Here is an 11700-nt window from a genome sequence, read left to right as displayed (position 1 = left end):
CCGGTGGCGGCGCTGCGGCTGGACAGCGCCACGGTGGCGCAGCTGAACCGGCTGGGCCTCCGGCGGATCGGCGATCTGCTGGGGCAGCCGCGGGCCAGTCTGGCGCGCCGGTTCGGGCGCGGGCTGGTCTTGCGGCTGGATCAGGCGATGGGCAGCGCGCCGGAGCCGGTTTCGCCCGCGCGCAGCCCGGATCATTTCGCGGTGCGGCTGACCCTGCCGGAGCCGATCGGGCTGATGGAGGATCTGCTGGCGGGCATCGACCGGATGCTGCCGCGGCTGTGTGCCCGGCTGGAGGCGCGCGGCAAGGGCGCGCGCAGCCTGCGGCTGGAGGCGCACCGCTGCGATCAGGAAATGGAGGCGGTGGCCATCGGCCTGGCCCGCGCCAGCCGCGACCCCGCCCGCATCCGGCCCCTGCTGGAGATGAAGCTGGAGCAGATTGATGCGGGCTATGGCATCGACATGCTGCGGCTGGAGGTGCTGCAGGCAGAGGCCATCCACGCCCGCACGCCCGCGGGCCATGCCGAAGCGGGCGCCGCGGCGCGGGCGCGGCAGGAGGATGGCGCGGCGCTGGAGGATCTGATCGGCCGTATCGGCGCGCGGCTGGGGCTGGAGGCGGTCACCCGCTATCACCCGGCGGAGAGCCACATTCCGGAAAAGACCTTTACCGTGCAGGCCGCCGCCTGGTCGGAGCCCGCGGCTGGGGACTGGCCGTTGCCGCCGCGGCCGCGGCCGCTGCTGATCTGGCAGCCCGAGCTGGTCCATGCGCCGGACCGGCCTGAGGTGCCGGAGCGCTTCCGCTGGCGCGGCCGCGACTGGGAGCTGGCAGAGGCTGAAGGCCCGGAGCGGATTGCCCCGGAATGGTGGCTGGAAGACCCCAACTGGCGCAGCGGCGTGCGCGATTACTGGACCGTGGTCACCGCCTGCGGCGCGCGGCTGTGGCTGTTCTTTGCCCATGGCGGCGCGCTGTCGCCGGGCTGGTTCTGCCATGGCTCGTTTGCGTGACGGGGCGGCGCAACAGTTCGCTGCGCGGCGAAGGGTTTTGCTTGGGTCTGCTTGAAGGGCGCGCGTAGAGTGGGGGCATGATCACACCGCGTTTCGACATTCTGGGCCAGGCGATTGCCGACGCCAGCCGCACGCAGATGCTGTGCGAGCTGATGGAGGGCCGCGCCTATACCAACAAGGAGCTGGCGGCGGCTGCGGGCGTGACGCCGCAGACCGCCTCGGCGCATTTGCGGCTGCTGCAGGATGCAGGGCTGGTGGTGGCGGAAAAGCGCGGCCGCTGCGTTTATCACCGGCTGGCAGGCGCGGAAGTGGCCCATGCGCTGGAGCAGCTGGCCGCGATTGCGCCTGCGGACAGCCTGCACCGCGCCCAGCAGCGCAAGGCGGGCGGGCTGGCGCAGCTGCGCAGCTGTTATGACCATCTGGCAGGCCCGCTGGCGGTGGCGATGACCGGCGCGTTCCTGGACCGCGGCATGCTGGTGGAGCAACAGGGGGCTTTCTGCGCCGTGCCGACCGGGGAGTGGCTGAAACTGGGCGTGGTGCTGCCGGAGCGGCCGGGCCGCCAGCCTTTTGCCCGGCCCTGCCTGGACTGGACCGAACGCAAGCTGCATGTGGCCGGGCCGATGGGGCGGCAGATCCTGGATCACGCGCTGACGAGCGGCTGGGTCAAGCGGCACCGGCACAAGCGCGGACTGATGCTGACGGCACCGGGGCGGGTGGCGCTGGAGCAGATTCTGGGCCTGCACTGCGGCGCGCTGGCGGAGGCCTGAGCGGCGTGAAAGCCGGGTAAAACAGGCCCGCCGCGCCTGTGCGCCTGCTGCACCACACGAAAAATCGAATGTTAAAAACCTTGATTTGCCGGGGAAATGGCGCAACCTTTTAGGTATGAGCTTTGATCAGGTGCAGCCTTTTCCCGGATCTCCCATTCCTCAGCAAGTCGCGTTTGACCGGCGGGAACTGTCGGTTATCATGACGCTTTATGGCCGTATGGTCGCCGCCGGGGAATGGCGCGATTACGGGATTGCCTCCCTGCGTGATCTGGCGGTGTTCTCTGTCTTCCGGCGCACGGCGGAGCATCCGCTGTACCGCATCGAAAAGCGGCCCAAGCTGCGCAACCGGCAGGGCCAGTATGCGGTTGTCGGGATGGACGGTCATATCCTGAAGCGCGGGGCGGATCTGAAGACCGTGCTGAGGGTGCTGGAGCGCAAGCTGATCCGCTCCGTGGAGTAGCCGCAGGGGTGCGGCGGAGCGGGGACCGGAAAATTTGAATTTTCCGGCCAAAAATCTTCGAAAGATTTTGTACCGCCTGCGGCCGCGGGCGGAGGCTATCCCAGCCGTTTGTGCGCGGTGACCGGGCCGTCGCCCTGGGCTTCGATCCGTTCGATAGCCGCAGCAATGGGTTCGATGGCCACCGCCATGTCATGGGCATTGGCGTGGATCAGCGTTTCAGCATCCCGCACCAGCGCAACGTGGCCCTTCCAGAACAGCAGGTCGCCGCGCCGGTAGTCTCCAGCGGGAGCCGGGCCGCCCAGCTCGGCCTCTTGCATGTCGCTGTCGCCGGGGCAGGGGGTGCCGCAGGCTAGCAGCGCGGCCTGCACCAGGCCGGAGCAGTCGATGCCGAAGCGGCTGTTGCCGCCCCAGAGGTAGGGCGTGCCGAGGAACAGTTCCGCCACTGTCACCGGGTCGCCGGTGTGGGCGCCCAGCGGCGAGAGGTGGCGGGCGGGGATGAAGCCAAGTGTGGTTTCCAAAAACCGGCCGGTGCCGCCCAGAACCTGCACCCGGCTGCCGTGGCTGAGGGCATGGGTTTCCGGCGATTTGAAATCATCTGCCGTATAGGCGTGGGTGGCCGGGGCGCTGACCCAGTGGGTCGCTTCGAAAGGCGCGGTCAGGGAGGGGCCGGGCACGTAGCCCACATAGGAATCCTTGGCCGCCTGCAGAAAGGCCCAGCCGTCGCGGTCCTCATACACCGTGACCGGCTCGCCATAGACAAGCTGGCGGTCGCGGGTGCCGTCCGGTGCGCGGAGGAGATCCGCAACCGGCACGCCGATGCGGGCGGCGGTGCCGTCGGCGCGCAGCAGCCCGTCCGGCGCATCGCGCAGATGGGCTGCGGCAACGCGGTCGTTCACCGGTGTGCGGCGGCGGTCTGCCATCCCGGTCACAGCTCCAACAGGTCCGGCAGCGCGGCAAACAGCGCGCGTGCGCCTTGCAGGGCGCCGCCCTTGGGCCGGCCCGGTGCAGCGCTGGGGGTCCAGCCATAGATGTCGAAATGCATGTAGCGGGTCTCTCCGGCAAAGCGGCGCAGGAACAGGGCTGCGGTGATCGAGCCTGCAAAGCCGCCCGACGGTGCGTTGTCCAGATCGGCGATGCCGGGTTCGATCATCGTTTCATAGGGATCGTGGAAGGGCATCCGCCAGACCGGGTCGGCGGTGCGGGACGCAGTGGCGGACAGGGCGGCGGCATCGGCATGGTGGTCCGTGTAGAAGGGCGACAGGTCCGGGCCGACCGCAACCCGGGCGGCGCCGGTGAGGGTGGCCATGGAGATCAGCAGGTCCGGCGTTTCCTCTGCCGCCAGGGCCAGCGCATCGGCCAGCACCAGGCGGCCCTCGGCGTCGGTGTTGTTGACCTCCACCGTCAGCCCCTTGCGCGACGTCAGCACGTCGCCGGGGCGGAAGGCGGGGCCGGAGACGGAATTTTCCACCGCCGGAATCAGCACCCTGAGCTGCAGGTCCAGCCCGGCGGCCATGATCATGCGCGCCAGCCCCAGGACATTGGCGGCGCCGCCCATGTCCTTTTTCATCAGCGCCATGCTGCTGCCGGGTTTCAGGTTCAGCCCGCCGGTGTCGAAGCAGACGCCCTTGCCCACCAGGGTGAGCTTGGGGCCGCTGCCGCCCCAGCGCAGGTCGATCAGCCGCGGCGCGCGGTCCGAGGCGCGGCCCACGGTGTGGATCAGCGGCAAATTCTGCGCCAGCAGATCCTCGCCGAGAATCGTGGAGATGTCTGCGCCGAAGTCTTCCGCCAGGGATTCCGCCGCGGCCTGCAGCTCTGCCGGGCCCATGTCGGAGGCGGGGGTGTTGATCAGGTCACGGGTCAGGCATTCGGCGGCGGCCAGCGATTCGATGGCGGCGGCATCCACCCCGTCAGGAGCCGCCAGCGCGGCGGACTCATCCTTGCCTTCCTTGTAGCGGCCGAAGCGGTAGCCGGTCAGCAGCCAGCCCAGGGATTCGGTTGCGGCGGCCTCTGCCGGGAGGCCGGAGGCAATCCGGTACGTGCCCGCGGGCAGTTTCTGCGCCGCTTCGGCCAGTACAAAGCGGCGGCGCGCGCGCTGGGCGGCGCTGCCGTATCCGGCCAGGGCCATGTCAACGGCGCCATCGTCGCCCGGCACCGCCAGCGCCTGGCCGCAGGCGCCGGTGAATCCCTGCGCCTTGGCCCAGGCCTGAACGCGCTGCGGCTGGCTGGAGAGCCAGCTGTCGAAAGTGTCGCTTGCGATAACATGCACAGGGCAGGCGTCCGCGCCGGCTGCGGCAAAGACTGGCGGCATCGAAATACTCCGGTTGCAATCATTTCTGATGCGCCAGAGTAGCCGCCGCAGCGCGGCCTGCAAGCCCTGCGGGAAGCGGAGGTATCAGATCGTCATGTCCTGCTGGTCCCAGACCGCGGTCAGCGAGCGTTCGCCCACGCGCATCAGGCGGAACAGAATCGCCGCTACCGCCGGCGCATCCTCGGCGTCGATGGCTGCGGTCACGTCATTGGCAATCGACGCCAGCGCCGTCATGCCGATCTGATCGGCAATCGCGATCAGCGACCGGGCGCTTTTGCGCAGGTTCGCCATTTCATTCTGCCGCCACAGACGCTCGCAATGCGTCAGGCGGACAGCCATCTCTTCGATTGCACGGCAGACGACGTCCTCGGCGCCGGTTTCGCCGAGCTGCTCATACAGCGCGGTGAGTTTGTCAGGATCGAGGCGCACTGTTTCCGAGTGCATTACTGTTAGTATATTGGCCACCACTTTCACCCAAATTCTTTATGCCCCCACGGCACGTCTGCCAATCTGCGCCCGACAAGTTTTCAAAAGGTTTCCAGCAGGGTGTTCAAATCTCTCGAATTTGCGGACAATGCAGGGTATCAAGCCCGGCAACACGAATGTTGACAGGACATGACAATGGAATTTGCCAAACCCCTGCCCAGTTATCTGGTGACCCGCTACCATGGATGGAAGGCCACATCCTATGAGGAGAATCAGGGCTGGTACCGCCGCCTGGCAACCGAAGGCCAGCGGCCGCGGGCGATGGTAATCTCCTGCTGCGACAGCCGGGTGCATGTGACCTCGATCTTCGGGGCCGACCAGGGCGAGTTTTTCATTCACCGCAATATCGCCAACCTGGTGCCGCCCTATGCGCCGGACGGCGACCATCACGGCACCTCGGCGGCGGTGGAATATGCGGTGACCGCGCTGAAGGTGGCGCATCTGATCGTGCTGGGCCATTCGCAGTGCGGCGGCGTGCAGGGCTGCATCGACATGTGCAAGGGCCAGGCGCCGCAGCTGGAAGAGAAGACCAGCTTTGTCGGCCGCTGGATGGAGATCCTGAAGCCCAAATTCGAGGGTGTGGCGGATATCGAGGACCCGGTGGACCAGGCGCGCCAGTTTGAGCGCCAAGCCGTTGTCGCGTCTATGGAAAACCTGATGACTTTCCCGTTCATCGAATCGGCGGTCAAGGCCGGGGAGCTGAGCCTGCACGGGCTGTGGACCGATATCGGCGAGGGCGGGCTGGAATGCTACGACCCCAAGACGGGGGCTTTTCTGCCGGTCTGAGGTCAGACCTTTTCTTTGCCGTTTCCGAATGCAGCCGCCAGATTGGCGGCTGCTTGCGTATAGCCGCCCGCGGCCCCGTCGACAAAATGCACATGGGCGTCCTCAACCGGGGAGGGCACGATGCAGGTGACCAGCGCGGCGTCCTGTTCATGCAGGCCGAACTCAACCAGCCCGGCCTCTGCCGCCCGCTCCAGCTGGCGGCGGATCCGGTCGCGGATGCCGGCCGTGCAGTCCAGCGTCATCTTCAGGCCGTCGTCGAACTTGCGGAAATCCGAGTTGGCCTTGAGCACGGACAGGTAATGCACCGGGTCAAACCTGCCGGCCCGCCGTTTGCTGAGGAAGATCAGCCCGGCGAGGGCGCTGTGCGCCAAAAGATAAAGCTTCCGTAAAATCAGAGGGGTTTTGCCGCGCGAGGATTGCGCCTCCAGCGCCAGCCCGGCGGGCGGAAAGCCCAGTTTGGGCCCGGTTTCGGGGACCGGGTGGCCGTTGTCTTTCAGTTCGCCGGCCACAGCCAGCAGGCGGGAGGAGAACCGGGCAAATGCCTGCGGGTCCGCGCCGGGCGCGGGCTGTGCCACCACCGACAGGATGATGCCGTTGCGCGCGGGCGTGTTGCTCCAGCGGCAGGAGAGGCCGGAGAGATCGGGCGCTTCGGCCTGCGGGTCAGGCGGCACCTCGAAGGCGCCCGCCTTCATCTGCGCCTCGGCCCAGGCCAGGCCGCCGCCGCTGAACATGGCGAAATCGGCGTGGTCCGACACCGCATAACGGGCGATTCTCACGTCCTGCCCCTCTGTCCGGATCCAGCGGAGCGGCAGCATGGCGGCGCGCAGGCTGACGCCGAATTCCGTCTCGGTCCAGCTGCGCAAAGCGGCCAGAACGCGCCGGGCGGTCTCCTGGTGGCGCGGCGGCACCGCAAAGGCGGCGCCATCGCCGCCGAAGATGTACGGAAAGGCCTCGCCCGGCAGCGCGTTGCGCATGGCGGCGATCACCGCGGCACCGATCATGTTCACAGTCTTGTAGCGGCCGGCCGCGACCAGCGCGGTGGAGTTCACGATATCGGTGCAGCACAGGTGCCAGTCCGGCGGCAGCGGCGCAAAGGCTTCCGGAGCGGACAAGCTGTCAAAGCTGCGGACCTTGGGGAGGCTGTCGTAGAAGCTGTCCGTTGTCATGCGTTCCCGCTCCGGTCCTTGGCCCCGGTGATCCGTGCCAGAGGTCTGTTTTTGTGACCTGCGGTTTCTACCTAAACAATTTGTGCGCCGGGGCCAAACATGCAAGCTGTGCGGCGGAAACAAAAAACGGGGACGGAAGATGCAGGCCGGATTGATCTTGTTGTGCCTGGCCTATGTGCTGAGCCAGTTTTTCCGCGCTTTCCTGGCGGTGCTGTCGGGGGTGCTGGGGCAGGATATCGGCGCGGCGCCGGATGACCTGGCGTTTGCCTCGGGCATGTGGTTCCTGTCCTTTGCGGCGATGCAGCTGCCGGTCGGCTGGGCGCTGGACCATGCAGGCCCGCGCCGGACAGCGGCGGTGCTGCTGCTGCTGGGCGGCGGCGGCGGCGCGGCGCTGTTTGCCGCGGCCACGGCGCCCCTGCATGTGAGCATCGCGATGTTCCTGATCGGCATCGGCTGCTCGCCGGTGCTGATGGCGTCCTATTATATCTTTGCCCGCCAGTATCCGCCCGCCCGCTTTGCCACCCTGGCGGCGCTGATGCTGGGGGTGGGTTCGGCCGGCAATCTGGTCGCCTCGTATCCGACCGCGCTGGCGGTGGATCTGTTCGGCTGGCGCGGCACGCTGGCGGGGCTGGCGGCGGTGTCGGTCGCGGTGGCGGCGGGGATCTTTGTGACGGTCAGCGACCCGGACAAGCCGGATGGCGAGCATAAAGGGTCAGTGCTGGACCTGCTGAAGATGCCGGTGATGTGGGCGATCTTCCCGCTGATGCTGGTGGCCTATGCGCCTTCGGGCGCGCTGAGGGGGCTGTGGATCGGACCCTACCTGAGCGATCTCTACGGGCTCAGCACCCAGCAGGTGGGGCTGGCGACCCTGGTGATGGGCGCGGCTATGATTGCCGGGACCTTTGCCTATGGCCCGCTGGACCGGATGCTGGGCACCCGCAAATGGGTCATTCTGGGCGGCAACCTGCTGGGCTGCGCGGCGCTGGGCGGGCTGATCCTGGCGGGCGGGCTGCCGGTCTGGATGCCGGTGGTGCTGATGGCCGCCGTTGGGTTCTTTGGCGCGTCTTTCCCGGTGATCATGGCGCATGGCCGGGCCTTTGTGCCGCCGCACCTGGCGGGGCGCGGCGTGACGCTGCTGAACTTCTTTGGCATTGGCGGCGTGGGAATCATGCAATTCGCCACCGGCCGCATTCACGCAAATCTGGCTGGAGCAGACCCATCCTTGCCCTATACGGGCATTTTCGGCTTCTTTCTGGTGTGCCTGGCGGCGGGATGCGCAATTTATCTGCTCAGCCGCGACAGCATGGACTGATCCGCCCCTTTAAACTTTTGCCCGAAGGCATTATCACTCCCGCGCCGGCCATGGGGCCGGGCAATACTGGAGAAACAGACAAATGGGTTACCGCATCGTCGTCGTTGGCGCCACTGGCAACGTGGGCCGCGAAATGCTGAACATCCTGGCCGAGCGCCAGTTCCCTGTGGATGAGATTGCTGTGCTGGCAAGCCGCAAATCTCTCGGCACCGAAGTCAGCTTTGGCGATAAGACACTCACTACCCAGGATCTGGACACCTTTGATTTCACCGGCTGGGACATGGCGCTGTTTGCCGTGGGCTCCGCCGCGACCAAGGATTACGCGCCCAAGGCGGCGGCTGCCGGCTGCACCGTGATCGACAACTCGTCGCTGTACCGCTACGATCCGGACATCCCGCTGATCGTGCCGGAGGTGAACCCGCAGGCGATCCACGGCTATGCCAAGAAGAACATCATCGCCAACCCCAACTGCTCCACCGCGCAGATGGTTGTCGCGCTGAAGCCGCTGCATGACCGCGCCAGGATCAAGCGCGTTGTGGTGTCGACCTACCAGTCGGTGTCCGGCTCCGGCAAAGACGCGATCGACGAGCTGTGGGATCAGACCAAGGCGGTTTATAACCCGACCCAGGACGTGCCGCCGAAGGTCTATCCCAAGCAGATCGCCTTCAACGTCATTCCGCATATCGACGTCTTCATGGACGACGGTTCGACCAAGGAAGAGTGGAAGATGGTGGCCGAGACCAAGAAGATCGTCGATCCGGCGATCAAGGTCACCGCGACCTGCGTCCGGGTGCCGGTGTTTGTCGGCCACTCTGAATCCATCAACATCGAGTTCGAGGACTTCCTGGACGAGGACGAAGCCCGCGATATCCTGCGCGAGGCGCCGGGCATCATGGTGATCGACAAGCGCGAAGCCGGCGGCTACGTGACCCCGGTGGAATGCGTCGGCGATTTCGCCACCTTCATCAGCCGCATCCGCCAGGATTCGACCCTCGATAACGGCCTGAACCTGTGGTGCGTCAGCGACAACCTGCGCAAGGGCGCGGCGCTGAACGCGGTGCAGATTGCCGAACTGCTGGGCCGTGAGGTCCTGAAGAAGGGCTAAGCCTTATATCCTTTTGGTGAGGGGGCCGCTTCGGAAGAGGCGGCCCCTTTTCTTTTGCACGGCTGCCGGGGCGCGGGCGGGCCCGGTAATTTGAAGGGGAGAGCACAGCAACCGCCGCAGACAGAGGAAACCGCCATGATCGCCCTGCAGGATTTCAGCACCGCCACCCCCGCAACGCAGATGCTTCCGTCCTTTGCTCCGCTGCAGCTGCCGCAGCGATCCGCCGCCGCGGCACGCCCTGAGCCGCAGCGCCAGCCCCGGCTGAGCTGCGTTACGGCGGCTGAACTGAAGCAGCATGTCGCCAGCGAGTTCAGTTCTGCCGGGGACTGGTTCACCCTGTGCCGCGGGCTGCGCCGCAAGGGGCTGTGCCTGCGGATGCGCGGCGAGGATCTGTGGCTGTTCGATGCAACCAGCCTCACCGCGATCTCCTCCTGCGAGGATCTGGGGATCGACCCGGAGGAGCTGGAGCTGCGGTTTGGCCCGTCGCAGCCGCAGCGGCCCTCTGCCCAGGCGGCCTGAGCGTTCTGGCCACGCCGGGGGCGGAAGGGTAGGCTTGGCGTCAGGCGGGCGGGTTTTGCCCGCCCTGTTTTCCTGATTGAGAGATGCCAATGCGATTTTCCTTGATGGTTTTTGCCTTCTCCTGCTGTGCCTTGGCTGCCGCGCCGGCGGCGGCGGACGAAATTCCGGTCAGCAGCCGGGTGTCCCAGGTGACCCTGTACCCGGGGCTGGCCGAAGTGACGCGCAGCGCGGCGCTGACGCTTGCCGAAGGGCGGCACCGGCTGATCCTGCAGAATGTGCCGCACTCTGCGCGGCTGAGCAGCCTGCAAGTGGAGATCGCCGGGGCCCGCCGCCTTGCCACGCAGCTGCGCCAGGATTACGTGCCGCCGCGCGATGCGGATGATCCGCAGATCGACGCCGCCAAGGCGCGTGTCCGCGAGGCGGAGGCCCGCATCGCTGCGGTCCGCGATGAGGCGGAGCGGGCCCGGGCCGGTGTCAGGGCGGCGGAAGCCGCGATCGGCTTCCTGCAGCAGCTGGGCGGCAACGAGGGGCTGGCGCAGGCCGATGCTGCCGCGCTCAGCGCGATTGCCCGGATGATTTCGGAAGAGGCCGCGGATGCCAGCCAGGCGGCAGTGGCCGCCGGGGCTGAGGCGCGGCGGATTGAGCTGCAGCTGGAGAATCTGGAGGAAGACCTGGCAGAGGCCCGCGCGGCGCTGGCGGCGCTCATGCTGGAAGACCGCGACCGGCTGTTCATTGCGGTGGATATCGAGGCTGACCAGGCGGGCGAAGGCGCGGTGACGGTCCGCTATCTCACGCAAGGTGCCGGAAGCATCGGCTGGCAGCCGTCTTATGAAATGCACCTCAGCACCGGGGACGCTGCTGCGGATGCGGCTGAAGTCACCCTGAAGCGGGCGGTGCTGCTGGCTCAGGACACCGGCGAGAACTGGCAGGATGTGGCGCTGACGCTGTCGACGGCAACACCTTCGGGGCAGGGCAGCCCCTCTGCGCTGCATCCCTGGCTGCGCCGGCTTGAGGCGCCGGAGCTGCCGCGGGCGCAAAAGCGGCTGAATTCGTTTGAGTCTGACATGGGATCCCTGGCGGAGCCGGCGGCAGAGGCGGCCGCAGTTGCTGAGGAGGCGCTTGAGTGGAGCGCGGATCGCAGCGGTGCTGCTGTCACCTACCGGTTTGGCGCGCCGGTCACCGTGGCCTCCGGCGCCGATCTGCTGCGTCTGGAGATGGACAGCCTGACTTCGGCTGCCGAGGTGCGGGCGGTGGCGGTGCCGTCGCGGGATGAGACCGCCTATAGGGTGGCAGAATTCACCAACAGCTTTGGCGAGCAGCTGCTGGCCGCGGCTGACGTGCCGCGCTTTGCGGATGGCAAGCTGATTGCGGTTGAGGATTTTGCAGGGCTGGCGCCGGGGGCGGAGATGGAGGCCGGGTTCGGCCCTGTCGAGGGTCTGCGGCTCAGCCGCGATGTGCTGGATCAGAGCGAAGGCGGCCAGGGGCTGATCACGCGCAGCAGCCAGCAGGTGCAGGCGGTGGAGATCGAGGTGGAGAACCTGACCGGGCAGGACTGGCCGGTGCGGGTGCTGGACCGGGTGCCCTATTCGCAGCAGGACGATCTGGAGATCGGCTGGAGCGCCAAACCGCGGCCTGCGGAGACGGATGTGGAGAAGCAGCGCGGCATCCTGGCCTGGGACCTGGAGCTGGCAGCAGGTGAAAGCCGCACCATCCGGCTGGACACCACGCTGAACTGGCCCGAGGGTATGGTGCTGCGCTGAGGCTGGCGTTGCGCATGTCCGCAGCGGGA

At 67.2% G+C, this 11700-nt stretch carries 12 protein-coding genes; 8 read left to right on the top strand and 4 right to left on the bottom strand.

The annotated features are described in order from the left end of the window. The 3 genes from ACTRWG_RS21790 to ACTRWG_RS21780 all read left to right on the top strand — a co-directional run. Positions 1-1002, top strand: a 1002-nt coding sequence (locus tag ACTRWG_RS21790; RefSeq protein WP_462829931.1) for a Y-family DNA polymerase, incomplete at its 5' end; no start/stop codon positions are given. A 77-nt stretch (positions 1003-1079) separates the two neighbouring features. Next, a complete protein-coding gene (locus ACTRWG_RS21785) occupies positions 1080-1769 on the top strand; it encodes an ArsR/SmtB family transcription factor (RefSeq protein WP_027236152.1) in 690 nt (229 codons plus the stop codon). 115 nt (positions 1770-1884) lie between these two features. Then, the gene (locus ACTRWG_RS21780) at positions 1885-2229 is read left to right on the top strand and encodes a DUF2794 domain-containing protein (protein WP_051357782.1); all 345 of its coding nucleotides are present in this window, start codon (positions 1885-1887) and stop codon (positions 2227-2229) included. 95 nt (positions 2230-2324) lie between these two features. Here the strand turns inward: ACTRWG_RS21780 and ACTRWG_RS21775 are convergent, their stop codons facing one another. The 3 genes from ACTRWG_RS21775 to ACTRWG_RS21765 all read right to left on the bottom strand — a co-directional run bounded on the left by ACTRWG_RS21775 (position 2325) and on the right by ACTRWG_RS21765 (position 4981). Continuing rightward, a complete protein-coding gene (locus ACTRWG_RS21775) occupies positions 2325-3149 on the bottom strand; it encodes a C40 family peptidase (protein WP_462829930.1) in 825 nt (274 codons plus the stop codon). 5 nt (positions 3150-3154) lie between these two features. Then, complete coding sequence (locus tag ACTRWG_RS21770) at positions 3155-4537, bottom strand: leucyl aminopeptidase family protein (RefSeq protein ID WP_027236155.1); 1383 nt, start codon at positions 4535-4537, stop codon at positions 3155-3157. Positions 4538-4621: 84 nt separating this feature from the next. Then, positions 4622-4981: a hypothetical protein gene (locus ACTRWG_RS21765; RefSeq protein ID WP_051357783.1), complete on the bottom strand. Its 360-nt coding sequence runs from the start codon at positions 4979-4981 to the stop codon at positions 4622-4624. A 177-nt stretch (positions 4982-5158) separates the two neighbouring features. On the opposite strand from ACTRWG_RS21765, the gene ACTRWG_RS21760 reads away from it, so the two are divergent. Beyond that, complete coding sequence (locus tag ACTRWG_RS21760) at positions 5159-5809, top strand: carbonic anhydrase (RefSeq protein ID WP_027236157.1); 651 nt, start codon at positions 5159-5161, stop codon at positions 5807-5809. 2 nt (positions 5810-5811) lie between these two features. Here the strand turns inward: ACTRWG_RS21760 and ACTRWG_RS21755 are convergent, their stop codons facing one another. Continuing rightward, entirely contained in the window at positions 5812-6975 is a 1164-nt protein-coding gene (locus ACTRWG_RS21755) for a DUF3095 domain-containing protein (RefSeq protein ID WP_027236158.1), read from the bottom strand. 139 nt (positions 6976-7114) lie between these two features. On the opposite strand from ACTRWG_RS21755, the gene ACTRWG_RS21750 reads away from it, so the two are divergent. From ACTRWG_RS21750 to ACTRWG_RS21735, 4 genes are all read left to right on the top strand, one after another. Further along, positions 7115-8287, top strand: coding sequence for an MFS transporter (locus ACTRWG_RS21750; RefSeq protein WP_027236159.1), 1173 nt, complete (start codon positions 7115-7117; stop codon positions 8285-8287). 82 nt (positions 8288-8369) lie between these two features. After that, positions 8370-9392, top strand: coding sequence for an aspartate-semialdehyde dehydrogenase (locus ACTRWG_RS21745; protein WP_027236160.1), 1023 nt, complete (start codon positions 8370-8372; stop codon positions 9390-9392). Positions 9393-9527: 135 nt separating this feature from the next. Continuing rightward, a complete protein-coding gene (locus ACTRWG_RS21740) occupies positions 9528-9911 on the top strand; it encodes a hypothetical protein (protein ID WP_027236161.1) in 384 nt (127 codons plus the stop codon). Positions 9912-10000: 89 nt separating this feature from the next. Continuing rightward, complete coding sequence (locus ACTRWG_RS21735; RefSeq protein ID WP_036797329.1) at positions 10001-11671, top strand: DUF4139 domain-containing protein; 1671 nt, start codon at positions 10001-10003, stop codon at positions 11669-11671. Positions 11672-11700: the final 29 nt, after the last annotated feature.

This window comes from Leisingera sp. G5_S3_59_S7 (assembly GCF_054968485.1).
This window is presented reverse-complemented; position numbering and strand designations above follow the sequence as displayed.

Coding starts and splice junctions, on each gene's coding strand:
- ACTRWG_RS21785 (WP_027236152.1), top strand. CDS start 1,080: ATGATCACACCGCGTTTCGACATTCTGGGCCAGGCGATTGCCGACGCC.
- ACTRWG_RS21780 (WP_051357782.1), top strand. CDS start 1,885: ATGAGCTTTGATCAGGTGCAGCCTTTTCCCGGATCTCCCATTCCTCAG.
- ACTRWG_RS21775 (WP_462829930.1), bottom strand. CDS start 3,149: ATGGCAGACCGCCGCCGCACACCGGTGAACGACCGCGTTGCCGCAGCC.
- ACTRWG_RS21770 (WP_027236155.1), bottom strand. CDS start 4,537: ATGCCGCCAGTCTTTGCCGCAGCCGGCGCGGACGCCTGCCCTGTGCAT.
- ACTRWG_RS21765 (WP_051357783.1), bottom strand. CDS start 4,981: ATGCACTCGGAAACAGTGCGCCTCGATCCTGACAAACTCACCGCGCTG.
- ACTRWG_RS21760 (WP_027236157.1), top strand. CDS start 5,159: ATGGAATTTGCCAAACCCCTGCCCAGTTATCTGGTGACCCGCTACCAT.
- ACTRWG_RS21755 (WP_027236158.1), bottom strand. CDS start 6,975: ATGACAACGGACAGCTTCTACGACAGCCTCCCCAAGGTCCGCAGCTTT.
- ACTRWG_RS21750 (WP_027236159.1), top strand. CDS start 7,115: ATGCAGGCCGGATTGATCTTGTTGTGCCTGGCCTATGTGCTGAGCCAG.
- ACTRWG_RS21745 (WP_027236160.1), top strand. CDS start 8,370: ATGGGTTACCGCATCGTCGTCGTTGGCGCCACTGGCAACGTGGGCCGC.
- ACTRWG_RS21740 (WP_027236161.1), top strand. CDS start 9,528: ATGATCGCCCTGCAGGATTTCAGCACCGCCACCCCCGCAACGCAGATG.
- ACTRWG_RS21735 (WP_036797329.1), top strand. CDS start 10,001: ATGCGATTTTCCTTGATGGTTTTTGCCTTCTCCTGCTGTGCCTTGGCT.